The sequence below is a fragment of the Paraburkholderia aromaticivorans genome (assembly GCF_002278075.1).
In the GTDB taxonomy this organism is placed as follows: Bacteria; Pseudomonadota; Gammaproteobacteria; order Burkholderiales; family Burkholderiaceae; genus Paraburkholderia; species Paraburkholderia aromaticivorans.
The window spans coordinates 2,350,890-2,374,333 of record NZ_CP022990.1; the positions used below are offsets into that span (position 1 = coordinate 2,350,890).

Here is a 23,444-nt window from a genome sequence, read left to right on the forward strand (position 1 = left end):
GCCGCTTCCTGGCGTTTTCCCAGGAAGCCGCCGCGCGACCGATCAACCTGCCAGCATCTCCACTACAGCGACGACCGCTGTGAAAACGCCGATGCATCCGCCCAGCGCAACTGCGCCTTTCATGAATTGCGACATACGTGTCCCCGTAAAGAGTGGTTGATGGCACGTATTTGACCTTAAATGAAAGGTAAAAGAAAGCTTGTCAAAAATAAAACGTAAGCTCGTGCGCGAAGTTCGGAGCATGCGGATGGCCGGCGCGCAGCGTCGCCCAAACGCGGTGACAGGTGCCCACACGGCTCGGCACGGGAGCCTCGGCAAAAGGCCAGCTTTAGAAGTTCAGAATCGAACGCCGCTTCAAGGTGCTTTTGCCGCAGCCGCCGTCGGCGCCGCTTTGACCGGCACGGTAGCCGCGGGCGGCGAACCACCGGACGCGCTCTGCGGATCGATCTCCCACCCGCCGCCGAGCGCGAGGAACAGGTTGACCTGATCGATCGCGACCTGGCCTTCCGCGGCCGCCGCCTGAGACTTCGTGGAGGTCAGTGTGCGCGTCGCATCCAGATCCGAAATGAACGACTCGCGCCCCGCGAGATACAGCCGATGCGTTTCATCCGCGGACGCGGCCGCCGACTTCACGGCGGCGCGCAAAGCGTCGGCGCGGGCGTAGTCCGACGCATAGGTTGCCAGACTGGTCTCGGTCTCGCGCAGCGCGGTGAGCACCACGCCGTCGAACTTCGCCAACGCCACCTGGCTCGACGCCTGTGCCTCGCGCACGCGGCCACGCGCGCCGTTCGCCGGGAAGGTCCAGCTGATCAGCGGACCGAAGCCCCAGCGCGCCGTGGGCGACGTGCCCAGGTCTTCCAGAACCCCGGTGAGACCTGCCGACGCGCCGATGCTCACCGTCGGATACAACGCCCCGGTGGCGACGCCGATCCGCGCCGTGGACGCCGCCAGTTGACGCTCGGCCTCGCGCACATCCGGGCGGCGCTTGAGCAGCGCGGCGCCGTCGCCGATCGGAATCGGCTGGCGGATTTGCGGCGGTCTGTCGCACGCGAGCACGGCGGGCGGCAAGTCGGACGGCGCGCGGGTGAGCAGCGCCGCGAGGCGGTACTGCGCGATCTTGCGGCGTGCCGTATAGCGCGGAATATCCGCCGACAGCGTGTCGACCTGGGTCTGCCCGCGTGTCACGTCGGGCTGATTGCCACGGCCCGCGTCGCGCAGGCGGCGCGAGACGTCCACGCGTTGCTTTTGCAGAGCCAGCGACTGTTGCGCGATCCTGAGTTCATCCGCTGCCGAACATTGTTCAACGTAGGAGCGCACCACGTCCGCCACCACGGTGATCCGGGCGAGATCGGCCGCGGCCTGGACGGACTCGCTGTCCGCTTGCGCCGCTTCCACGCCGCGCCGCAGCTTGCCGAACAGATCGATTTCATACGAGACGCTGATGCCGATGTCGCCTTCATTGACGACCGGCAGCTTTTCAGTGAGCAGGTATTGTTCGGCGGATTCCTGGGCGCGTTCGATCACCGCCGAGGCCTTGCCGGAGAACCCACCCTGTGCCTGCGCCACGCCCAGCGCTTCGCGCGAGCGCGCGAGATTCGCCGCCGCGACGCGCAGGTCGGTGTTCGATTGCAGCGCCTCGTCGACAAGTCGGTTCAGCACCGGATCGTCGTAGAGCTTCCACCACACGGGCGGCACGTTCCGCCGCGTGGTCAGGGCAGCGTCGGCGCCTTCGATCGGCGCATTGGCGAGCGGCGCGTTGACGAGCGCCTGTTGCGGCAGCGCATAGTTGGGACCGACGTTCATGCAGCCGTTCAGCGCGACAGCCAACGGCAACAGCGGCAATAAGGGCAGGGTGCGCGACAGCTTCATTGCGACGCGCCCGAGATGACCGCGGCCGACGCCGGCTGCGCAGCCGAAGCAACTGGAACAGCGGACGTAACCGAAGAAGAAGCCGGCGCCGACGACGCCGAAGAAGAACCCGCGGCCCCCGAGGCAGCCACCGCGCCCGACGCGCCCGCCTCCGGATGCTTCCTGCCGGCCGGCGCGAGATCGCGCACCGACACCGTCGCGGTGCGCCCCGCGATCATGCGGAAATCGGCAGGCACTTCGTCGAGCGCGACGCGCACCGGAATCCGTTGCGCGAGCCGCACCCAGCTGAACGCCGGGTTCACGTTCGGCAACAGATTCGAGCCTTGCGTGCGGTCACGATCCTCGATGCCGGCGACGATGCTCTGCACGTGCCCGCGCAGCACGTTCGGCTCGCCCATCACCTTGATATCGACCGGCTGGCCGATGTCGATGCCACGCAGCTTGGTTTCCTCGAAATAACCGTCGACGCGGAACGAATGCATGTCGACCACCGAGACCACCGCCCGCCCGGCCGCGACAAATTCGCCGGCGCGTGGCGCGCGGTCGTTCAGATAACCGTCGACCGGGCTCATGATCGTGGCGCGTTGCAGATTCAGCCTTGCGGTGTCGATGGCGACGTTCGCATCGGCGAGCGCGGCTTCGCCCTGTTCGACACGCGAGCGGCTTTCTTCCGACACCTCCGCCGCGACCAGGTTGCCAAGCTTGCGATTGCGCGCATCTTCGCGGCGCGCCTGGTCGAGCGTGGCGCGGCGTTGCTGCGCGGTGGCCTGCGCCTGGCGCAGCGCGAGCGTATAGCGCGCCTGATCGATCACGAACAGCACCTGGCCTTGCTTGACCTGCTGATTGTCCACCACCTCGACCGACGAGATCAGCCCCGAGATATCCGGCGCGACCTGGATCACATCGGCGCGCACGTGTCCGTCGCGAGTCCACGGCGCGAACATGTAGTAATCGACCAGTTTCCACAGCACGAGAGCCGCGGCCGCGACGACGATCAGGGTCAGCAGAATCTGCCCGACGGAGAACCAGGTTTTTTTCACGTTATTAGTCTGTGCGAAACGACAACGACAAGGCCCAGCACCAGCACATAGATGCCGAGATCGAAGATGGAGCGATGCCAGACGAAGCGGTAAAAGCCGACGCGCGTGAGCACCGTGCGGATCGCGAGGTTGATCAGATAGGCGAGCAACATCAGCACGAGCACGGCCGGCACGAACACGCCGAAAATATCGATTTCACCGATCATCGCGGAAAGTGGAAAGAGGGGGAGACGGCCGGATGCCGGTGACGGACTGTGCGCATCAGCTAGCGGCCTCCGGTTCTGGCCGCTTCGGCAGCATCAACGTGGCGGGGAACAGCGAAAGGCGCAAGCCGACCAGCGCGTGCAGCGCATCACGCAACTGGCGCGCCGAAGTCTGCGAGGTCGCGCCCGGTGCGCCGGCGTTGGCGAGTCCCTGGGCCGTCACGCGCGCCACGGCGGCGTCGATCGACGACATCAGGCTCTCGGGCACCGGTTCGCGCTTGCGGCGGGCGACACAGCTTTCGTAGTATCGACGCACGTCGTCGAGCACGTGGTCGATCGCGGCCGGCGCTTCGCCACCCAGCTTGTGGGTCAGGCGGCGCAGATCGAGCGCGTTGAAGGCGATGCGCAGATCGCGAAAGCTCTCGATCGACGGATGGCGATGGTCGTCGGTGGCGGCAAGCCGCGGGATCAACTGCATCAGGCGGTCGACCATGCGCGCGGCGAGATTGCGCGGATCTTCGATCGGCCGCGTCGACGCCGTGAGCGCCACGTCGGCCCAGCTCGAACGCAACAGACGGGCCGCCGCGAGTTCGGCGCCGAACGGGCGCGTTACGCGAGTCCACAGATACGCGTAGAGCAACCCGGCGAGGCCCGCGAGATTGCTGTTCATGAACACCAGAAAGTTGGCGTCGTACGCGTCCTGGATGCTGATGAAGGTGGCCGTGTTCACCGCGACCAGCACCGTGGCCAGATTGAACTGCGGGCGCGGAATCAGCGTGCCCACGAAGATGAACGGCGCGGCGAACATGATGACCAGCATGGGAAAGTCGTGCACGTGCGGCAGCACGACGAACAGATAGACGCCCGCCGCCACCACGCTGATGGCGGTCGCCACGAAGAAGCGGAACACGAACGGCGCGGGCTCGTCGAGCGCCGCGAAAAAACAGCACGCCACGGCGGCGAGCGTGACCGCGCCGGCGCCGTCGTTCCAGCCTGAACTGATCCACAGACTGCACGCGAGAATCACGGCCGCCGCCGCCGAGCCGGTCGAGAACAGCATGATGCCGCGATCGTAGAAGCGCTCGGTGCCGCCCAGCCGCCAATGACGGAAACGCGGGCGCCACGAGCCTTCTTCCAGCGTGATGATGACGCGCAGCGAGCGGCAGTCCTGCCACACGTCGATCACCTGTTTCATCCGCCACAACGCGTTCGAGAGCAGTGCGCCGTCCCAGCCCGCCAGCGCGGACGGCGGCGGCTGCATGGCCGCAATCCGTTCGCGCAGCGCGTCGGCCGTCGGGTCGGGATGATAGCCCTCGCTCACGGCGGGCATCGGCTCGTTGAACCACTTGATGAGATCGGCGAGGAGGCTTTCCAGCCCGTCGGGCCACGTCTGCCGGCTGCTGTTGTAGAGCGCGATCAGCGGATCGGCGAGCGCCGACATGATCGGCAGCAGCAACTGCATGCGTCCGCGCAGTTCATGCGCGCGCGCCAGAATGTCCGGCCGCGTGTGATCGTAGGCAAGCTGGCTCAGCAGCAATTCCAGACCGTTGATGGTGGCCGCGAGGCGTTGCCGCGCGCCCGAAATCGCCGAGCCGGCAATGCGGCCGGACAATGTTTCGGTCGCATAGAAGGCGGCGTCGCGAAACCATGTGTCGGTCCGCTCGATGATGGTCGGCGCAAGCCGGCTCGGAAACAGCGCGCTGCCGACAATGCTCGCGCAGACGATGCCCAGCGTGATCTCCTCCGTGCGGCTGACCGCGAGATCGAACACGCCGGTGGGATTGGTCACCGAAGGCAGCGCGATGATCGGCATCGTATAGCCGGCCAGCAGGAACACGTAGCTGCGCGCGGTGCGGTCCGACACGGCCAGGTAAAGCAGCGTGCCGGTCCATAGCGCCACGATCACGCTGAACAGATACGGCGATTCGACGAACGGCGGCACCAGCAGCACCGCGGCCGAGGCGCCGAGCATGGTGCCGAGCGCGCGATAGATCGCCTTGGAACGGGTCGCGCCGACAAACGGGTTCGACACGATGTAGACGGTCGCCATTGCCCAATACGGACGCGGCAGTTCGAGCGCGAGACCGATATAGAGCGCGATCATCGCCGCGGCAAAAGTCTTGACTGAAAACAGCCAGTCGCGAAGGGAGGGGTAGACCATAAACCGTTATGCCGGATCGCCGGCCTCGTGCGGCGCGGCGGTGTCCGCTTCGCCTTTGTTCGACTTCTTCGCTTTGGCTGCCTGGCGAACCTGGTCGCCGGACAGCTCCTGGTGCGCGGCGCGTCGATTGGGGTGATCGCGTTTTTCGCGGCCGGGTTCGCCACCGGTTTCGGTGGTCTGGTCGGCAGGTTCGGCGACCTCTCCTGTGAAAGCGGCCAGCACCCGCAGGGTCGCTTCGAGATCGCTGCGCGAAACGCCTTTCAATGCCTGCGCGCGCAGCGTGACCAGCTCCTCTTCCATTTTTGCGGTGACGGCGCGGCCTTCTTCGGTGAGCACCACGGTTTTCGCGCGCCGGTCTTCGGGGTCCTCGTCGCGGCGCATCAGACCCGCGGCGCACAGTTGGTCGAGCAGCCGCACGAGCGACGGTCCTTCGATGCCAATGTGATCGGCGAGCGTGACCTGGCGCACCGCCGAGCCGAGCCGGCTGGCGGTCAGCAGCGGCGTGGCGCATGCTTCCGAGACGTTGAAGGCCGCCAGCACGCCGTGGCTCGTGCGCCGCCATTTTCTGGCAGCGACGACCAGCGTGCTGCTGACTGTGCGGCGCAAGGTATCGAGATTCGACATGGCCGCCATTGTATTTCTAAAAAATTCGTTAGCAAACTATTGAATTGAAGTTTTTGTTCGCTGGGAGTCTCCGTCGAACCTTTTCACGCCGCGAGCCCGAGCCGTACCGTGCGCGCCAGATCATCGAGCTGGAAGGGTTTGCGCAAAATCGTGCAGCGCTTCACCGCCAGCCCGGAAATATCCACGTCCGCATAACCGGTCGCGAGGATCACCGGCAAGTCCTCGCGCAGTTTGCGCGCTTCGGCGATCACGTCGATGCCGTTCATGCCGGGCATCGCAAAGTCCACCATCAGCAGGTCCGGCTTGTCGTCCCGCAGACGGTTCAGCCCGGCGCGGCCATCGGCGGCTTCGGTCACGGTATAGCCGAGCATGCGAAGCGACTCGACGAGCATGGCGCGCACTTCGCTGTCGTCTTCAACCACCAGCACCCGCTTTTCGCCGACCGCGTTCGCTTCCGCATTCGACGTCGCTTCGGCTTGCGGCGCCACGCGTTCGCGCAACGGCAGCCAGATCTCCACCGTGGTGCCCACGCCTTCCTCGCTGAACAGACGCGCGGTGCCGCCCGCTTGCGTGGCGATGCCGTAGACCTGGCTCAAGCCGAGTCCGGTTCCCTTGCCGATTGGTTTGGTGGTGAAGAACGGATCGAATACGCGCGACACGATGTCGGGCGGCACGCCCGCACCGGTATCGGCGACCTCGATGACCACGTATGGGCCGCTTTCGAGCGTCTGATCCGGCGCTTCGCGCTGTTTCACGCGAATCCCGAGCTGGCCGCCGGCCGGCATCGCATCGCGCGCGTTGATGGCGAGATTGAGAATGGCCAGTTCGAGCTGATTGGCGTCGGCCTCGGTCCACATTTCTTCGCCGTCGAACTCGTTGGTGTAGCGGATGCTCGAACCGAGCGACACGGTGATGATGTCGCGCATGCCCTGCAGCAACGTCACCACGTCCACCGCTTTCAGGTCGAGGTTGCTGTTGCGCGAGAACGTGAGCAACTGGCCCGTCAGTTTCGCGCCGCGTTCGGTCGCGCGCTTGACGGTGGCGGCCATGCCGCGAAGGCGCTCGTCGCTGCTCACGCGGGCAATCAGTTCCGCGTTGACCATGATGACGTTCAACAAATTGTTGAAGTCGTGCGCAATCCCGCCGGTAAGTTGCCCGAGTGCTTCCATTTTCTGCGATTGCACCAGCACGGCCTGCACTTTGGCGCGCTCGTGAATCTCCATCATCAGCCGGTTGTTGGCAGAAGCGAGTTCGTGGGTGCGCTCGGCAATGCGGCTCTCCAGCGAATCGTTTAGCTGCACCAACGCCTCCTGCGCCTGGATCCGTTCGGCCAGATGGCGGCGCGACTCGTATTGGCGCGCCCGTGCCCGCAGCGACGAGGCCACCGCGCGCCGCAGCGTTTCCGAATTCAGCGGACGTTCGAGCACGACCACGTTGCCGAGCCGCTCGAGCACTTCCAGCCCGCGCTCCGAGCGGTGGCCGACGCGCGAGGCGGCAAGCAGGGTGAACGGGAAATCGGACCAGGCCGGCTGCTGTTCGAGCCAGTTGAACAGGCGCATTGCGTGGTCGCCCGCAAGCGCTTCTTCGGCGATCAGCGCGGCGCCCGCGCCGGCGTCCAGCGCTGTGGTGAGCGCGTCGGCATCCCGGCATGTCACGCAGGTCCGGTCATCTTTGCGCAGCACTTCGGCAATCACCTCGGCGTCGCGGCCAAATGGCGCCAGGATAAGGACGCGTTGCTCCATGACCTCACTTCCCAGGCGTTTCGATGACGCGGTTCGTCGCCCCGAGCAGGGCGGTGCTGCCACGATAAGCCGGCAGTCCGGACAGCACGCCCTCGAAGTCGCGCAGCGCGTCGCCCACCTCCACGCCGCCGCTGCCGAGACGGAACTGACGTATCGAGCGCTCGTGGGCGTTGGCGCGGCTCTTCACCGCGGTCACGGCGGTGAGCACTTCGCCGTGGTGTTCGAAATAGCGGAACAGCACGACCACGTCGCTCAGATAGCTGATGTCGATATCGTTCTGGATCTCGCCGATAATGCCGTGCTGCCCCAGCACGAGCATCGTGACAACGCCCTGCTGGTTGAGATAGCCGAGCAGTTCGTGCATTTGCAGCAGCAGATAGCGCTCGCCGGGCATGGCCTGGAGATAGGCGTTCAGACTGTCGATCGCGACGTACCTGACGCCCTTGTTTTCGACCGACTTGCGCACGTCGCTCGCGAATTCGCCCGGCGAGATTTCCGCCGGATCGATCTGGCGCAGCGTCAACAAACCGCTCTCCACGTGGGGCGCGAGATACATGCCGAGCGTCGCGCAGCGGATCATCAGCGTGGTGAGGGTTTCGTCGAACACGTAGTAGACGCACCGCTCGCCGCGTTCGAGCGCCGCCATCAGGCACGACACCACGGTGGTGGTCTTGCCGACACCCGAGGGGCCGATCATCAGCGCGTTGGTGCCGGGGATCAGTCCGCCGCCGAGCAGCGCGTCGAGGCCCTGCGTGCCGGTGCTCACCACCTCCGCGTTGAAGTCCGCGTGGTGCTCGGCGGCCACGAGACGCGGATAGACGTGGATGCCGCCGGTGTCGAGCGTGAAGTCGTGGTAACCCTCGCGGAACTTGATGCCGCGCATCTTGGCGACGCGTGCGCGGCGCCGGTTGCCGCCATAGTCGTGCACGAGATTGTCGAGGCTGATCACGCCGTGCGCGATGCTGTGCAACTGCACGTCGCCCGGGTCGGAGGAATTGTCGTCGAGCAGCAGCACCGTGCATGCGCGGGTGGCGAAATAGCGCTTGAGCGCGAGAATCTGCCGGCGGTAACGCAGCGCGTTCTGCGACAGCAGACGCAATTCAGAAAGGCTGTCCAGCACGATGCGCGCGGGTTTGAGTTCGTCGACCTGCTGGATCACGTTGCGCACCGTCTCGCCGAGTTCCACTTCCGCCGGGTGCAACACGGTCTGCTCGTACTGAGGGTCGAGGCCCTCGTCGGAGAGCAGTTCCAGAATCGTGAACCGGCTGATGTCCCAGCCATGACTGTCCGCCACCGAGATCAACTCGGAGCGGGTCTCGGACAGCGTGATGTACAAGCCGCCTTGGCCTTCTTCGACGCCCTTGAGTAAGAACTGCAAGGCCAGGGTAGTTTTACCTGTTCCGGGCGCGCCCTCTATCAGGTACATGCGATGTGGCGTGAGACCGCCTCCGAGGATGTCGTCGATTCCATCGATTCCGGAGGACAGGCGGGTCGGTGTGTCGGCGTCGTGTCTGTTTGACATGGCGTGGCGTATGGCTTCAAGGTATGGCCGAGCATTTCCAGCCGGTACGCCGAGAACGCAATTTGCGTGCCCAGCGCGTGCTGGCGTCACGCGCCGGCGCGCGCCATCACCAATTGAATGAAGCGTGCGGCCGCGCTGTTATGCAATGCCGTGGGGTAGGCGAGATGCAGCGGCGCGCTCAGTTTCGACGGATTGGCGAGCGTGCAGTAGACCGTGCCCACCGGGTCGTAACGTTGCATGGACGCGGGCACCAGCGTCACGCCCAGACCCGCCGCAACGAGGTTGATGCCCGACACCATGCGCGGCACTTCACGCGCGATCCGCGGGACGAAGCCTGCTTGCCGGCATGCCGCGAGGATATCGGCATACATGCCGGGCGCGCCGGGGCGGCGGACCAGAATGAAGTCTTCGTGCGCGAGCGCTCTCAGCGGCACTTGCGGCCGCTTCCTGCCTTTGAGCAAGGCATGGCCGACCGGCAACACGACAACCATCGGCTCGTCGAGAAGCAGCTCGAAGGCCACGCCTTCGCGCGCGTCGACCGGCTTGCGTAAGAACGCCGCCTGAATCTGCCCTGCAGCGAGGCGCTCGATGAGCTCCGCCGCATTGAGTTCGGCGAGCTCCACGGCGACCTCGGGACACACCGCGCGAAAAGCGCGGATCGCCTCGGTCGTGAACGGATGGAACGCCGCGGAGCTCGTCAGCCCGATCGAAATCGTGCCGAGCTCGCCGCGCGCAATCCGGCTTGCTCTGTCCACCGACTGCTGCAGGTTCTGCAGCAAACGCTGCGCGTCTTCCGCAAAGGCCTGCCCGGCCGGCGTCAAGGTGACGCCGCGCGGCATGCGCACAAAGAGTTCGAAGCCGATCTCTTCTTCCAGCGTGCGGATTTGCTGGGAGAGCGGCGGCTGTTGCATGGCCAGCCGTTCGGCCGCGCGCGTGAACTGGCCTTCTTCGGCCACCGCCAGGAAGTAACGCAGATGCCGCAATTCCATGGTGTTCCGTCTCCCGGACTGCGCTCGATGGTCTGCTCGCTGCCATATTCATTAAATATGGATGGTGCAAAGAATAGGTATTTTACATTTACCACGATCGATCCTACGATCACGTCCATCGCATCGAGCCGATCGCGACATAAAAGAGAATCAAAGGAGACGGGTGTGAAAAAACAATGTGCGGCGGCTACGCTGGCCGTGGCGAGTGGCGAGTGGCGAGTGGCGAGTGGCGAGTGGCGAGTGGCGCGCATGGTTCCGTCCCAACCAGACCGGCGTGACGCCCGGTATCCGGCATCGGTTCTGAGTAGTCGATTTTTTCAACGACAGATTTGACGATGCGCCGCGTTAAAGACAGTGCACGGTAGTCAGGAGCAAGCCGCATGATCTTCACTCTTTCACGACGTCTCGGGATGCCGTGCGCCACCACGGGCGCCGCACTGCTGATGGCGCTCGCGCAACCCGCGTTCGCGGTCCATGCTTACGAGCCGCATCTGAAGCCGGTGGCGACGATCTCGGATACGCGCCTGACGCTCGACACGCCGCAAGGGCGCGCGCAATTTCCGCTGTATCTGTCGCAGGATTGGAACGTTGCGCAGCCACAGGTGACGCGCGCGGTGATCGTGATTCACGGCAAGCTGCGCAACGCGGACGTGTACTTCCGCACCGCGCAGAATGCCCGGGATGCAGCGCATGCGGACCCTGACGCCACGCTGCTCATCGCACCGCAATTCCTCGCGACGCTCGACACCCGCGTGCATGACGAACCCGCCGATCTGCTGCGCTGGACCGGCGATGCGTGGATGGGCGGCGAAGCGGCGCGTGCTCCGCTGCCGATCAGTTCCTACGAGGTGCTGGACGCGATCGTCGCGCGTCTTGCCGATCGCAAGCTGTTTCCCAATCTGCGGCACGTGGTATTCGCCGGGCATTCCGGCGGTGGGCAAGTCGTGCAGCGCTACGCCGTCGCGGGGCGCAACATCGCTGCGCTGACCGGTGAGGGCATCGACGTGCGGTACGTGGTGGCAAGTCCGTCCACCTATGCGTATTTCGATGCACAGCGGCCCAATGCGCAAGGCGTTGCAGCGCCGTTCGACGCCGCGCAATGCCCTGACTTCAATCAATGGAAATATGGCATGGACAACCGGCCGCCCTATCTCGACGACCGCACCCCCGCGCAGCTCGAAGCGACCTATGCGGCGCGCCGCATCGACTACCTGGTAGGCGGCGCGGACGACGATCCGCAGCAGAGCGCGCTCGACAGAACCTGCGCGGCGCAAGCGCAAGGGCCGCAACGTGTCGCGCGCGCCGAGGCGTACTACCGGTATATGCAGTCGCGCCACCCGGACGGCCTGAAGCAGCGCTTTCACATCGTGCCGGGCGTGGGGCACGACGGGGCACGCATGCTGACGTCGGTCTGCGCGCTCGCAGCGATGTTCGACACTCAGGGATGCGAACAATGAGCGAAGCGATCTTGAATCAACGCGACGATGCCGTGTCCGGCGCCGACGCCTCGAACGCATTGAGTCCCGTGATGGTGCGGCGCGCGATCTTCGCCTCCGTTCTCGGCAACGGGCTCGAGTGGTTCGACTTCCTGATATACGGTTACTTCGCGAAGATCATCGCGCAGGTGTTCTTTCCTGGCGGCAGCGGATTCGTGTCGATCATGCTGACGCTCGCCACGTTCGCCGTCGGTTTTATCGTGCGGCCGGTCGGCGGCATTCTGCTCGGCATCTACGCGGACCGGGCCGGGCGCCGCAAGGCGCTCTCGCTGCTGATCATCTCGATGGCGGCCAGCACCTTGCTGATGGGTCTGACGCCGGGTTATGCGCGCATCGGCATCGCGGCGCCGTTGCTGGTGGTGCTTGCGCGCCTGCTGCAAGGGCTCTGCGTGGGCGGACAGTTTGCGACGGCGTCGGCGATGCTGGTCGAGTATGCGCCGCCGCACAAGAAGATGTTCTATGGCAGCTTCAACATGTCGGCGCAGGCGTTCGCGTTGCTGTTGTCGTCCGGAGTCGGCTATCTGCTGACCACGCAGCTCACGCATGAGCAACTCGTGGCGTGGGGCTGGCGTCTGCCGTTTCTGTTCGGTGCATTGGCAGGGCCGTTCGGGTTCTATATCCGGCATCGCGTGGCCGAGTCGCCGGAGTTCGAGCGCCTGCTCGACCGTAAGGACAAACCGCCGCGCGTCACGATCCGCCAGTTCTTCCGTGACAACGGCGACGCGGCGATCTGCGCGATGGGCGTGATCATCGTCGGCGCGGCGACCAATTACGTGTGGCACTCGTATCTGTCGGTGTATGTCGAGCGGCAATTGCATCTGCCGCTTTCTACCGCGCTGCTCGGCGCGTTCGTGTCAGGCGTGCTCAATCTGTTTCTGTTCCCGCTGTCGGGCAAGCTTGCCGATCGCTACGGCGCTTACCGGCTGTTCTATCCGATCGTGATCGCGTGGATGGTCTGCGTGTACCCGCTCTATCACTTCGTCGTGACCAACCCGACGTCCGGACATCTTTTCATCGCGCAGATGATCGCGACCGTGTTTCTCGCCGCGATGTCCGGCGCGCATCCGGGCATGCTCGCGACCTTGTTCCCGGTGCGCAGCCGCTCCGCGGGCGTGGCGCTCTCCTACAACATCGCGGTAACCCTGTTCGGCGGCATGGCGCCGCTCACCATCACCGGCTTGACGCGCGTGACCGACAGCAGCCTGACGCCCGCGTTTTACCTGATTTTCGCCGGCTTCGTGTCGCTCGCCATGGTGTATTTCACGCGCGCCGGACGCATCTCGGGCGGCGCGGCGGCGAGGCCCGCCACTCATTGATCAACCACGAGCGTATTGCATGACCCAGCCTTTGATCACGGACGACGAACGCGCGCCCAATGAACGTCCGGTTGCGGCCGTCGCGAGCCGGCATCTGAACGTCACGACGCCAGCCGGCAGCGGCACCGTGCCGGTGTTTGCGAATGGCGACTGGCTAGCGCCGACGCGCGAAGTCCGACGCGCCGTGATTCTGATTCACGGGCGCCTGCGCAACGGCGACACCTACTTCGACCTCGCCCAGCGTTCGTGCGCGCTCGCCGGCGGCAGCGCGGCCGATACGCTGCTGATCGTGCCGCAGTTTCTCGCGACCGCGGATGTTCAAGCGCATGCGCTGCCGCCGTCCACATTGCATTGGGATTGGACGGGCTGGATGGGCGGCGAAAACGCAGAAGGCCCCGCGCCGATCAGTTCGTTCGATGTACTCGACGCCATTCTGCATACGCTCGCTTGGCGTGAGCAGTTCGCGTCGCTCGCCGAGGTGGTGATCGCCGGGCACTCGGGCGGCGCCCAGGTCGTGCAGCGCTATGCGGTGGTGGCGCGCAGCGAGGCACCGCTCACCGCGCGTGGCATTGCGCTGCGCTACGTGGTCGCGAATCCATCGTCGTATGTGTACTTCGATGCAATGAGGCCCGTGGCGTCCGGCTCGTTTGCGGAGTTCGATAGGGCGGCATGTCCGTCGTTCAATCGCTGGAAGTACGGCCTCGAAGATCTGCCGGCTTATGCATGTGACGCGGGCAGAGCTGTTTCCGCTGCGGCTCTCGAAGCGCGCTACGCGCAGCGTGACGTCACCGTGCTGCTCGGCGGCGCGGACTGCGATCCGCAGCATCCCGCGCTCGACCGTTCATGCGCCGCGCAAACGCAGGGCAATCACCGGCTCGGGCGCGGACTCGCGTATGCGCGCTATATGACGGTGCGACATCCGGAAGGATTGGCGACGCACAGGACGTTTGTGATCGATGGCGTTGGGCATGATGCCAAGGGGATTTTCGCGTCGCCTGAAGGGCTGGCTGCTTTGTTCGGCACGGGTCCGTGATACGGGGTGCTGAAGTGTTTTGTGAACGCCCGGCGTGCATGGGCACGAAGCGTGCTACCTCGGTTCATGCCCCCTGTGAGTCACTTCGAGGATCGCGCCGACATGACCAGAACCCGATTGTTCGCCGCCACGCTTGCCACGGCATCGTTAGGCGTCTTGCTGCCGTGCAGCGCCTGTGCCGACGATGCGCCTAGCCCTTGCACATCGCTGAAACGCATCGTGGCGGCGGCGCCGGGCGGCCTCGCCGCGTTGACGCCGGACGACGGCAAAGGCGTCGCGCAACCCTACGGCGACGACGCGCAATGTTCCGCGACCCATGGCAGCTACCAATGCACGTGGACGCCCCATCACGACGCCGGTTCGAATGCCGATGCGCTGCAAGCGGTCGCGGCGGACGTCGCGTCGTGTCTGCCCGACGCGACTCACGACCAGAACTCACCGGGACGCCAGCACTTCTATCTGGGCGCGAAGGGCAAGCGGACCGACATTACCGTGACGCCGACGGGCTCGAACAAGTTGCGTTTGGTGGTGTCGGGTAAGTAAGCCGGGTTGCCTCGCGAAAGCGGCTAATGCGACGCCGGCCACCATGTCCAGCCGCGCGATGCATGCCGCAGTTCGATCATTGAAAGCGGCGCGATTTCAATGCGCGAAAACACCACGGGCGATGCTCCTAGCGCATACACAATCGCTGCCCGCATCACCGACGCGTGCGTCACGGCGATTACGTCGCGCGTACGGGCTGATCCGAGATCGGTCGCGCCATTCAGCGCATCGAGCCATGCTGCTGTCCGTTTCACCAGTTCGCTGAACGACTCGCCGCCATGCGGCGCGGCGCCGGGGTCGCGCGTCCAGGCGGCGAGTTCTTGCGGCGCTTCGGCAGCGAGGTCGGCGAGCCGCCGTCCGTGCCATTTACCGTAGTTCATGTCCGCCAGCCCGAGCGCCACCGACGCGGCGAGGCCTAATGCCGTTGCCGTGTCGCGCGCGCAGACGGCCGGGCTGACATAAGCTGCGGTGCCTTCGGCGAGCGCCAGACACGTGCGCTTGGCATGGGCTTCGGCGAGGCCGCTGGCGTCGAGCGGGTCATCGGCGGGAAAGCGGCCTGCGCGCTGGGCGGCGGTCGAAGCGTGGCTGATCATCAGCAGCCGTGTGTCCATTCTGTTCATTTCCTGTGAGGCTACGCCGAAGCCGGACGCCGGTTGGGTACGAAGCGCACGCCCGGGGTTGCTGGGTACCGGAGTTTAGCGCGTAGAATAGCCGGACTGCGAAGCGCGGAAGCCGGTGAAAGCCCGGCGCGGTCGCGCCACTGTAATCGGCAGCCCAAGCCGAAAGCCAGACCTGAGCTTCGCATCATCCCTCTGCAATGACCAATGACTATCGGGGCGCGTAACCCCAGGAGATGTCCATCATGACTGAAGCAGTTTTCAATTCCGCTTCCCAGCCTGCTTCCCAACCCGTTGCTCAACCCACGCCGATTCCGCTGCGCGAGTTGTTGCCGTGGCTCGTGTTCGGCGGTTTGCTGCTGTTGCTTGCGCTTTACTTCGTGGGTGCGGAACAGGGCGCCACATCGCTGTTGCCGGGCATGTACGTGCATGAGTTCGTGCACGACGGCCGCCATCTGCTCGGCTTTCCCTGCCACTAACGGAGTCGAACATGGTCGGTAAATTGTTGGTACGCGGGATGCTCGCAGGCATCGCCGCGGGACTGCTCACGTTCGGCTTCGCCCGCGTGGTGGGCGAGCCGCAAGTCAATCAGGCGATTTCATTCGAAGAAAAGGCCGATGCCGCGAAAGGCGAGGCGCCCGAACCTGAACTGGTGAGCCGCGATACACAGCGCGGGTTTGGCTTGTTGACCGGTGTGGTGGTTTACGGTGCGGCATTTGGCGGCTTGTTCTCGCTGGTGTTCGCTTACGCGTATGGGTGGGTTGGGGCATTGAGCGCGCGCGCGTTGTCCGCGTGGCTGGCGCTCGGCGCGTTCATTGCGCTGGCGGTCGTTCCGAACCTGAAGTATCCGGCGAACCCGCCTTCGGTCGGCGACCCGGACACAATCGGAATGCGCACGGGGTTGTTCTTCCTGATGATTGCAATCTCGCTCGCCGCGATGGTGTTTTCGCTCAAGGTCCGACGCCGTGCGGCCGCGAAACTCGGCGCGTGGAATGGCTCGATTGTGGCGGGGTTGGTCTTCGTTGTGATTATCGCCGCCGTGCAGTTGTCGATGCCGGCCATCAACGAAGTGCCGGAGGCTTTTCCGGCGGTGCTGCTGTGGAAGTTCCGTGTGGCGGCGCTCGGTATGCAGGCGATCATGTGGACGACGATTGGACTGCTGTTCGGCGCGCTTGTCGAGCGGGGTGCGTTTATGCGGGTGGGCGGGGGGTCGGCGGTGGAGTCGGCCTGACGGTGGGTGTGCGGAGCGCAGCCGGTTTGGGTGGCTGCGCTCTGAGGCCGGCGCTTTGCCCCTCGCTCTTCGCTTCTCGCGCAGTGGTCAAGAAGGTATGTGCATCAAGGAGTTGGGGTTGTTGTGGGGCGGTTATCCACAGGCTTCTGAACAAAAACTGTGGATAAAATTTTCCCGCAACGCAATACACCTACAAACATCTGTTCTGTTTAATTTCAACAGGTCAGATGTTTACGTGTTGGACTCGGCGCTGGCTGGAATCCGACCGTGACATCTGTTTTGTGGGGAATATTGTGGGGGAAAATCGTTCGCAAACAATTCGCGACGGGATGCTCCTGAAGCATCGCAAACTCATTCGCGTTGCCCCGGAAGTAATCGATCAGCTTTTCAGTGCGAACCTTGCGCCCCTCAAGTCGTACGCTCATGATTCACCATCGTGGAGCATCCAGGACGGAACCGACTTCAGTGCCTGGTCTTTGAGTACACACACGTCTGAAGATCGCTCAAGGGCGTGCTCTGCGTGTCGCACGTGATGGAAGGCCAGGACACGACGCGCTGGAAATACTTCTTCGATACGCTGCGCATCGCGCAAACGCCTGCGACGCTCACGCTTGAGGCGGTGCGGACAGGTATCGGGTGGGAACGGAAGGAAAAATCATAGGGTGTGATTTTCCTGACGTCGCGCAGTGAAACGTTTTGCACACACCCTTATCGTCGCAGCAAGTGACTTGACGATGCGAGGTGCATCAGTTTTAAGAATATAAATCCGTACTACTATCTGGATACCTACCTTCCGGGGTGACCTTCATGGCACTCCTCCTTTTCTCTTGCGTTCTATCGATCAGCATTGTCGTACCCGCATCTCCCGGTACGCTATTTCTTCTGGTCTGTTCCGCTAATTCTGACAGTTCCTGTTGTGCATTCCTACATCGTGCAGCCGTAAATCCGGATCACATTTTGAGTGTGCGTAAGTAAGTCGCAAATATAGGAATTGTCGGATTTTTCGTTTTTGGTGGTCCCTATACGGTGTGTGTGCATCAAACGTTTCAAACAATAAGCCAATAGGGATAAGAATGAAAAAATCCAGACTCCACGGTGGGACAGCCGGATTCGCGGGCCGCCTGCTGGCTGCCTTCTCGTTGCTAATATTCGCGTTCAGCGCTAACGCAGTCGACTGTTTTTCGCTGTATGCCCAGTCCGGCGCCACGCCGGGCTCCAGGACCTGCAAGCTCGACGTTACGAGCAACACGCCGGGCGGAATGGGCAACTACGCATGTATCAATGACCTCGCCCTGATCGATCAGTGGTGCAATTCAACGGAAACCCCGCCGGACGATACCTGCCCCGTGGCAGACCCGGTGTTTCCCGCGAACGGGATTGTGACTTTCTCTGAAACTGACTTTGCAAGCGGTGACGCGTCGCCGCTTGTGTTTAGTCGTACCTACCTTTCGAAGCCGTTCGACAAAGCGCAGGTAGCGATGGGCGGGTACTGGGCAAGTAACTGGCAACGACGGCTTGATCTGACCTCGGTCAATGCAAGCACGCCGAAAATCACCGCGTATCGGAGTAACGGCCAGCCTCTGATCTTCAAGTGGGTTAACGGCGGGTGGGCGGTGCCGGGTACGTCGGGTCTTTCTCTCATGAAAGCTGGCGACGGATACTTCTATCTGAAGGACGAACGGCTTGGCACGACCGAAACATACTCCGTCAGCACAGGTCTGTTTCACTCCGAGACAACACGCACGGGTATGTATCGTGAAGTTGAATACGTTGGACAACAGATAGATTCAATCGCGCAGTGGCCCGTTGATCGGATCGGACAGGCGGCATCGCGGCTGACACTTAGTCTGACCTATGACAGTAATGGTCGCATTCTGAGTGTAGTGCCGCCTTCGGGCAACGCGACACATTATGCGTACGATGCGAAAGGCAATCTTGTTTCAGTAACCGCGCCGATTGGATACGTTCGTCAGTACCTTTATGAGGATGCCCGCTTCCCCAATGCGATGACCGGGATAAAGGACGAATCCGGTTCACGGATTGCAACATGGACCTACGATTCCAGCGGACGCGCAATCTCGGTCACCCATCCGGACACGACGCGTAACGTTTCTTTCAGTTATGGCGCGAACACGACCACTGTTAGCAATATGTCCGGCTACAGCACGTACTCCTTTAATGTTGGAGACACGTCGCGTCCTGGCTCAATTGTTACGCCTGGCGGCGCGGTCTCACGTACATGGGATATATCAGGGAACCTGAAGCAGACGATTACACCGGATGGGAATACACAGTACACGTGGGACGGCGCCAACCGGCCGACGAAAGCAGTTGCGACAGTCGCTGGCAACAGGACGGTAACGACGATCGAGTATGGCGACAGTACCTCGTTGCGTCCGCATCTGGTCGCCACGCCGGGTAAAATCCGCGCGTTTGTCTATGACCAGGGCGGTAACGTCACTGGCTACGCCGAGACGGAGACAAGCGATCTGACGGGCGACCAGGGAATGCAAGCCGCTGGGACCGGTAACCAGTGGACAGTCGGTGCACGCTACGATTCGGCGAGTCGCCTTCTGTCGGCTGAGATTACCCGTAATGGCTCGAAGCGTGAAGACTGGACCTACACATACGACGTACGGGGCAATGTCGAGTCAGTGCAGGATGCCGTATCTGGCTGGTCGATGCGAACGCTCTCGCGCAATGCTGAGAATCGTGCAACGCAGATAGCTGGAAACAGCGGTCAGGCGAGCATCGGGTACGATGAGCGCGGTCGCGTAATTTCTTTTCAGTACAAGGAGCCAGCAGGTGCGCTGAATGGCGGACTTGCCCGCGTTCTGCAAGTTACGTACCGGTACGGTCCAGATGGTTCGGTGTCCTCGCGCACGGCTCAGGTTTCAACGAATGGAGCCTGGTGGAAACCGATTAGTGATGCTGAACTGGGTGTCTGGCTGACGAACTGGGAACTCGGGAACGACCCGGTTGCGCCACCTGCGAACCTGACAGGACTCCAGTCGGATGCTCCAGCATTTGTGCCTGATATGTGCGTCGAATGCTACATGGCCTGGAAGGCGTTGCCGACAGGTAAGCTATTCGGGCACGAATTGAGTGAAACATTACCAACGTGGCGTGAAACCACCGAGTTGATGGTCAGCGATCAGGCGCAGGTTCCTCACCCGGTGCTTGTGCCGGATCTGACGAGTTCTGCGAAACGGTCAACGCTTTACAGTACGCTTTTTGGTGGCGGGAGCGGGGATGGGGGAATGGTAAAGTGCGGTGGTCGCGAATCCCATGAGGCCAAATGTCATTTGGCGTATGAGGCCGAGCTTGATGCTTGCACCGCGATGGCGAAGCCGCAGGGCAAACGAAGCTTTGCGTTGTGTAGAGAAAACGCCTTTGACAGATATCAACAATGCAGGGGTTATTGATGGTTAATCATCCGCCGTATTCCGTGGTTGTAACTTACAGCGAAGATCCTCAGCAATTGACAATGCAAGCTGTGGATTCAGCAAGGCTCGCCTCACTCGTGGCTGCAAGCATGGCGGTGCCGTTTTTTTTGGATGATGAAGAGGTCAAATTTGACGACGAACTGGCCCGGCAACTCGGAGTCGCAATGCTCAACGTGATTGCCTTGGGTCGACCGGAAATCAAAAAACTTCTGAATCTCACGCAGCACCCAATTGACGAGCCACCGGAGGTGTAACTGGCCGAGCGCCCGGGTGCTGCCACCACTACAATTTTGGTCGCAGCACCGCAGGGTTAGCGGGGGGACCTGTGGCTCGGGTTACAGCTCAACCACGATCGCTGGCAGACACGCAAGCATGCGCAGAAGGCAGTCAGACGTGCCCCGCGGAAGCGGCAGCGTGAACCGGCAAAAATCATGGGGGTGTGATTTATGACATTGAGTTTCCGGCCAGGTATGAGCGCCTGCGCCTTTATCACGGATGGGCTTTACCGGTACCTGAAGGAACATCGTGGGGAGCAACCTGTCGAGCTGGTTCTTCACCCCGACCACAAGCGCATGCTGTGTGATGAACTGCACATGCGACGCTCGGGCGTTCATTACGACGGGTGCGAATTCAATGGCGTCCCGGTGCTTGAGGCCCCGTGCTGCCGTGCGCCCTGGCTAGTTACGGAAGACGGGCAGTGCTGGGCAGCTGTAGCCCTATCATTGCGCGTCGTGGGGAATGTTCCTGGCGTTCCCCATCGTGTGTGCGCAGCAGCACGCACAACCAACCCGTCAGCTTTCTGCTTTAACAAGTGACTTGTAGAAACAGCACCCGAATCGCCGTTAGCTTGAACGCTTTACAAAACACATGTCTAATATGTCGGCCCTTTCCCGTTGAGGGGAAAGGCAGTTTTCCCGCGCCGCAGCGTATGGGGAAACGTGGGAGAACGATGTTTGGCGGCCTGTGGGGAATGCTCAATTTCCCATCACGTGGCGCGCAAAGCTTTATGGCGCAGGTTTAGCGCTGTGGAGAGAAACTTATCCACAGGCTTGAGCACAATTCCTGTGGATAAATGCGTCCTGTGTCGCATCGGGTCTGCAGCCACCTGTTCCGCTGCTGGCGACCATCGCGACGTTCCGAACGACGGCACGGGTTTGTCCGGCAAAGTCTACGGCGGGGCGAAAGGAATGGCGTGGCATGAACTCTCAGGGCGACTTCGGTCGCCCTTTTTTGTTGTGCGGAATCTTCGTCGCAATGCGACTCTGCTGGCGCGCAAAAGGCGCCTCCCCATACCTCGAATGGTTATCCCTATTTTGGTTTCAATCAATCATTTTCATATTTATGCGGGATACCTATCTATTTATCGATTTGACCAATTTTTACACGGCTCCTATATACACCCGACAATCCCAATTCGATAATTGAAATAGAAAATCTTGGGCAAGAAAAAGCGCGTGACCTGCTAAAAAAATCCACCGCATCAACCTGATTCCGCAAGGGGCCTTGCCTGGCTCCGGTCCGCCATGCATCCAGTGCGCGTCGACGTGCCTGCACGCCTGATCCGACGCAGCCATAGCGATCAAAAACCGGAGCCATCCTCATGCCTTTGCCACTTTGTGCCTTATGTCCTGCACCGCATATTCCCGCAGCACAGTCGCCCGATAAGTGACGGATTCCGACATGGCGAGTATGGACCCGGAATTACCGGCGTATTACCAGGGCGAACTGCGCTACATCCACGAACTCTTCGAGGAGTTTGCACAGCAGCACCCAAAGATTGCCCGCAGGCTCGGCGCGCAGGCAGGTGAAGCGGGCGACCCTTATGTCGAGCGCCTGCTCCAGTCCTTTGCGATAACGGCGGCGCGCTCGCAGATGCGTATCGATCGTTTTTCGCTGGACATCCCGTTGCGCAAACTGGATGGCGTCGATCTGAACCTGACCGCGCCGCTGCCGTCGCTGGGCGTGGCGCGGTTCTATCCCGATGCAGAGGCACCGCATAGTCCGCAGGGCCTGACGTTGGCGCGTGGCACGAGGCTCACGATACACGCAGCCGAAGATGCAACGGAGTGCGCGTTCCTCACGAGCCAACCGCTCAGGCTCTGGCCGGTTGCTATCACGCGCGCGAAGCCGACTGGCATTCCCGCCGACGTTCCGGCTCTCTACCGCTACGTCCACGACGGCCAGGACGCGTCGCGCGTGCGTGGGGCGCTGCGCCTGAGCCTTGCCACCGTCAACGGCATGGCGTTCCGCAGTCTTGAAGCGCTGGACGAACTGCCCGTGTACCTGTGCGGTGAGGAGAAGATGGCCTCCCAGCTCTTCGAATTGATCCATACCAGCGTGGTCGGCATCGTCATGGGTGTGCCGGGTGAATTCGAAAAGGGCGGCCTGTATGGCGCAAAGCTACCCGGCATGCCGTACATGCAAGTGAAGCACGCGGGGTTGGAGCCGCATGAAAGCCTGTTGCGTCCGGTCGCCGCGAAGTTCCACGGACACAGGCTGGTCCATGAATTCTTTGCGCTCCCATCCAGATTCGGATTCTTCACGATCACGGGCCTGGCAGCGGGGCTCAAGCAAATCAGCGGCCCTGAGGTCGAAATCGTGCTGCTGCTCGCGCGCGAGGCGGCAACACTGGACCAGCAGATCGGCGTGCGGGATTTCGCGCTGTACTGCACGCCTATCGTCAATCTGTACCCCGCGACGAGCGAGCGGCTCACCATCCACCCGGAGAAGCACGAGCATCCGCTCACGCCCGTGGCGGAGCGGCCTGGCGACTACGAGGTTCATTCGGTCGATCGTGTCAGGGGACAACTGGAAGAGGAGTCGGAGAAGTTCCTCTTCCAGCCGCTCGACGCGGCACTGCCCGACGACACCCGCCGCAACTCGCGGTATTTCATGCTGCGCCGCGAGCAGCAACTGGTGGCGGATAACGAACGGCGATATGACACGCACCGTGAGTTCGTGCGCACGCTCACCTCGATCACGCTCCTTGGCGAGGACCGCGAGCCGGACGAAACAGGCATGCGGTTTCTGACCTTCGACGCCTGGTTGACGAACGGGGATCTGCCTTGCGTGCAGCCACGCAATGGCGTGAAGGACTTGACGATGGCGGACGCGAAGGCGGTCGAGAGCGTCGGCTTCGTGCGCGGGCCGACCGCTCCCAGGCCTCCGCTCGCGCTCGGCGCGCAGGGCGACGCGGCCTGGGAGCTCGTCCGCCAGCTTCATCTTGAGTTGACCGTCTTTGACGACGAATTCGACGAGCCCAATCCCGGCGAAGGCCTGCGGCTGATGCTCCGCCCGTATCTGGCAGCCGGCGATCCGGCAATGGCCCGAGTTCTCGACAGCCTGGTCGGGGCAACGGCCGGCGCGGTCAATGATATGCATTGCTGGGGCGGCGAGTTGCATCTCGCGCGCGGCATCGCGGTCACGCTCACCTTTGACGAGTCGCGGCTCGACGGCTGGTCGCCCTTTGCGTTCGCGCTGGTGCTGGAGCGCTACGTCGCGCGGCACGTCTCGGCGCATTGCTTTACGCGCACCACGGTACGCACCACGCAGCGTGAGATTTTTACGTTCCCGACGCGTGGCGGCACGCGCGGTGTCTTCTGATGGAGGTTC

At 62.8% G+C, this 23,444-nt stretch carries 20 protein-coding genes; 10 read left to right on the plus strand and 10 right to left on the minus strand.

Features of this window, described 5'->3' with window-relative positions; translation table 11 throughout:
• Positions 1–354 precede the first annotated feature (354 nt).
• The 8 genes from CJU94_RS30110 to CJU94_RS30145 all read right to left on the minus strand — a co-directional run bounded on the left by CJU94_RS30110 (position 355) and on the right by CJU94_RS30145 (position 10,150).
• Positions 355–1,869 carry an efflux transporter outer membrane subunit gene (locus CJU94_RS30110; protein WP_095422225.1) on the minus strand — a complete coding sequence of 505 codons (1,515 nt, stop codon included), beginning with the start codon at positions 1,867–1,869 and terminating at the stop codon, positions 355–357.
• On the minus strand, positions 1,866–2,909 hold the full coding sequence (locus tag CJU94_RS30115; protein ID WP_095422226.1) for an efflux RND transporter periplasmic adaptor subunit: 1,044 nt from the start codon (positions 2,907–2,909) through the stop codon (positions 1,866–1,868). Before CJU94_RS30115 ends, CJU94_RS30110 begins: the two co-directional genes overlap by 4 nt.
• Entirely contained in the window at positions 2,906–3,115 is a 210-nt protein-coding gene (locus CJU94_RS30120) for a DUF1656 domain-containing protein (RefSeq protein ID WP_095422227.1), read from the minus strand. Before CJU94_RS30120 ends, CJU94_RS30115 begins: the two co-directional genes overlap by 4 nt.
• Before the next feature lie 55 nt (positions 3,116–3,170).
• Positions 3,171–5,273, minus strand: a complete 2,103-nt coding sequence (locus CJU94_RS30125; protein WP_095422228.1) for an FUSC family protein — start codon at positions 5,271–5,273, stop codon at positions 3,171–3,173.
• Positions 5,274–5,279: 6 nt separating this feature from the next.
• Positions 5,280–5,897 (minus strand): MarR family winged helix-turn-helix transcriptional regulator, encoded by a 618-nt coding sequence (locus tag CJU94_RS30130; protein WP_095422857.1) that lies wholly within the window; start codon positions 5,895–5,897, stop codon positions 5,280–5,282.
• 83 nt (positions 5,898–5,980) lie between these two features.
• The gene (locus tag CJU94_RS30135; RefSeq protein WP_095422229.1) at positions 5,981–7,639 is read right to left on the minus strand and encodes an ATP-binding protein; all 1,659 of its coding nucleotides are present in this window, start codon (positions 7,637–7,639) and stop codon (positions 5,981–5,983) included.
• 4 nt (positions 7,640–7,643) lie between these two features.
• Positions 7,644–9,161, minus strand: coding sequence for an ATPase domain-containing protein (locus CJU94_RS30140; protein ID WP_095422230.1), 1,518 nt, complete (start codon positions 9,159–9,161; stop codon positions 7,644–7,646).
• An 86-nt stretch (positions 9,162–9,247) separates the two neighbouring features.
• Positions 9,248–10,150 carry a LysR family transcriptional regulator gene (locus CJU94_RS30145; protein ID WP_095422231.1) on the minus strand — a complete coding sequence of 301 codons (903 nt, stop codon included), beginning with the start codon at positions 10,148–10,150 and terminating at the stop codon, positions 9,248–9,250.
• Between the two features lie 380 nt (positions 10,151–10,530).
• Here CJU94_RS30145 and CJU94_RS30150 point away from each other — a divergent pair, with 380 nt between their 5' ends.
• The 4 genes from CJU94_RS30150 to CJU94_RS30165 all read left to right on the plus strand — a co-directional run bounded on the left by CJU94_RS30150 (position 10,531) and on the right by CJU94_RS30165 (position 14,538).
• A complete protein-coding gene (locus CJU94_RS30150; RefSeq protein WP_095422232.1) occupies positions 10,531–11,607 on the plus strand; it encodes a hypothetical protein in 1,077 nt (358 codons plus the stop codon).
• Positions 11,604–12,962, plus strand: a complete 1,359-nt coding sequence (locus tag CJU94_RS30155; RefSeq protein ID WP_095422233.1) for an MFS transporter — start codon at positions 11,604–11,606, stop codon at positions 12,960–12,962. Before CJU94_RS30150 ends, CJU94_RS30155 begins: the two co-directional genes overlap by 4 nt.
• A 19-nt stretch (positions 12,963–12,981) precedes the next feature.
• Positions 12,982–13,995, plus strand: coding sequence for a hypothetical protein (locus CJU94_RS30160; protein WP_095422234.1), 1,014 nt, complete (start codon positions 12,982–12,984; stop codon positions 13,993–13,995).
• A 102-nt stretch (positions 13,996–14,097) separates the two neighbouring features.
• Positions 14,098–14,538, plus strand: coding sequence for a hypothetical protein (locus CJU94_RS30165; RefSeq protein ID WP_095422858.1), 441 nt, complete (start codon positions 14,098–14,100; stop codon positions 14,536–14,538).
• A 23-nt stretch (positions 14,539–14,561) separates the two neighbouring features.
• On the opposite strand, the gene CJU94_RS30170 is transcribed toward CJU94_RS30165, so the two are convergent.
• Positions 14,562–15,149, minus strand: a complete 588-nt coding sequence (locus CJU94_RS30170; RefSeq protein WP_095422235.1) for a histidine phosphatase family protein — start codon at positions 15,147–15,149, stop codon at positions 14,562–14,564.
• Between the two features lie 251 nt (positions 15,150–15,400).
• Here CJU94_RS30170 and CJU94_RS30175 point away from each other — a divergent pair, with 251 nt between their 5' ends.
• Together CJU94_RS30175 and CJU94_RS30180 are read left to right on the plus strand one after the other, a co-directional pair.
• Positions 15,401–15,634, plus strand: coding sequence for a CbtB domain-containing protein (locus tag CJU94_RS30175; RefSeq protein ID WP_095422859.1), 234 nt, complete (start codon positions 15,401–15,403; stop codon positions 15,632–15,634).
• Positions 15,635–15,645: 11 nt separating this feature from the next.
• Positions 15,646–16,386 (plus strand): CbtA family protein, encoded by a 741-nt coding sequence (locus CJU94_RS30180; RefSeq protein WP_095422236.1) that lies wholly within the window; start codon positions 15,646–15,648, stop codon positions 16,384–16,386.
• A 215-nt stretch (positions 16,387–16,601) separates the two neighbouring features.
• Here the strand turns inward: CJU94_RS30180 and CJU94_RS41005 are convergent, their stop codons facing one another.
• Positions 16,602–16,811, minus strand: a complete 210-nt coding sequence (locus CJU94_RS41005) for a hypothetical protein (RefSeq protein WP_157763819.1) — start codon at positions 16,809–16,811, stop codon at positions 16,602–16,604.
• 95 nt (positions 16,812–16,906) lie between these two features.
• On the opposite strand from CJU94_RS41005, the gene CJU94_RS41010 reads away from it, so the two are divergent.
• From CJU94_RS41010 to tssF, 4 genes are all read left to right on the plus strand, one after another.
• Entirely contained in the window at positions 16,907–17,047 is a 141-nt protein-coding gene (locus CJU94_RS41010) for a hypothetical protein (protein ID WP_157763820.1), read from the plus strand.
• A gap of 412 nt (positions 17,048–17,459) precedes the next feature.
• Complete coding sequence (locus tag CJU94_RS30185; RefSeq protein ID WP_095422237.1) at positions 17,460–19,811, plus strand: DUF6531 domain-containing protein; 2,352 nt, start codon at positions 17,460–17,462, stop codon at positions 19,809–19,811.
• A complete protein-coding gene (locus CJU94_RS30190; protein ID WP_095422238.1) occupies positions 19,811–20,086 on the plus strand; it encodes a hypothetical protein in 276 nt (91 codons plus the stop codon). The genes CJU94_RS30185 and CJU94_RS30190 overlap by 1 nt, the downstream gene beginning before the upstream one ends.
• 1,426 nt (positions 20,087–21,512) lie before the next feature.
• Entirely contained in the window at positions 21,513–23,435 is a 1,923-nt protein-coding gene (gene tssF / locus CJU94_RS30205) for a type VI secretion system baseplate subunit TssF (RefSeq protein ID WP_095422241.1), read from the plus strand.
• The last annotated feature ends 9 nt before the right edge of the window (positions 23,436–23,444 follow it).

What these genes read in the sequence shown, in the direction of transcription:
- CJU94_RS30110 (WP_095422225.1), bottom strand. Translation starts at nt 1,869, where the DNA reads ATGAAGCTGTCGCGCACCCTGCCCTTATTGCCGCTGTTGCCGTTGGCT.
- CJU94_RS30120 (WP_095422227.1), bottom strand. Translation starts at nt 3,115, where the DNA reads ATGATCGGTGAAATCGATATTTTCGGCGTGTTCGTGCCGGCCGTGCTC.
- CJU94_RS30125 (WP_095422228.1), bottom strand. Translation starts at nt 5,273, where the DNA reads ATGGTCTACCCCTCCCTTCGCGACTGGCTGTTTTCAGTCAAGACTTTT.
- CJU94_RS30130 (WP_095422857.1), bottom strand. Translation starts at nt 5,897, where the DNA reads ATGTCGAATCTCGATACCTTGCGCCGCACAGTCAGCAGCACGCTGGTC.
- CJU94_RS30135 (WP_095422229.1), bottom strand. Translation starts at nt 7,639, where the DNA reads ATGGAGCAACGCGTCCTTATCCTGGCGCCATTTGGCCGCGACGCCGAG.
- CJU94_RS30140 (WP_095422230.1), bottom strand. Translation starts at nt 9,161, where the DNA reads ATGTCAAACAGACACGACGCCGACACACCGACCCGCCTGTCCTCCGGA.
- CJU94_RS30145 (WP_095422231.1), bottom strand. Translation starts at nt 10,150, where the DNA reads ATGGAATTGCGGCATCTGCGTTACTTCCTGGCGGTGGCCGAAGAAGGC.
- CJU94_RS30150 (WP_095422232.1), top strand. Translation starts at nt 10,531, where the DNA reads ATGATCTTCACTCTTTCACGACGTCTCGGGATGCCGTGCGCCACCACG.
- CJU94_RS30155 (WP_095422233.1), top strand. Translation starts at nt 11,604, where the DNA reads ATGAGCGAAGCGATCTTGAATCAACGCGACGATGCCGTGTCCGGCGCC.
- CJU94_RS30160 (WP_095422234.1), top strand. Translation starts at nt 12,982, where the DNA reads ATGACCCAGCCTTTGATCACGGACGACGAACGCGCGCCCAATGAACGT.
- CJU94_RS30165 (WP_095422858.1), top strand. Translation starts at nt 14,098, where the DNA reads ATGACCAGAACCCGATTGTTCGCCGCCACGCTTGCCACGGCATCGTTA.
- CJU94_RS30170 (WP_095422235.1), bottom strand. Translation starts at nt 15,149, where the DNA reads ATGGACACACGGCTGCTGATGATCAGCCACGCTTCGACCGCCGCCCAG.
- CJU94_RS30175 (WP_095422859.1), top strand. Translation starts at nt 15,401, where the DNA reads ATGACTGAAGCAGTTTTCAATTCCGCTTCCCAGCCTGCTTCCCAACCC.
- CJU94_RS30180 (WP_095422236.1), top strand. Translation starts at nt 15,646, where the DNA reads ATGGTCGGTAAATTGTTGGTACGCGGGATGCTCGCAGGCATCGCCGCG.
- CJU94_RS41005 (WP_157763819.1), bottom strand. Translation starts at nt 16,811, where the DNA reads ATGAGCGTACGACTTGAGGGGCGCAAGGTTCGCACTGAAAAGCTGATC.
- CJU94_RS30185 (WP_095422237.1), top strand. Translation starts at nt 17,460, where the DNA reads ATGAAAAAATCCAGACTCCACGGTGGGACAGCCGGATTCGCGGGCCGC.
- CJU94_RS30190 (WP_095422238.1), top strand. Translation starts at nt 19,811, where the DNA reads ATGGTTAATCATCCGCCGTATTCCGTGGTTGTAACTTACAGCGAAGAT.
- tssF (WP_095422241.1), top strand. Translation starts at nt 21,513, where the DNA reads ATGGCGAGTATGGACCCGGAATTACCGGCGTATTACCAGGGCGAACTG.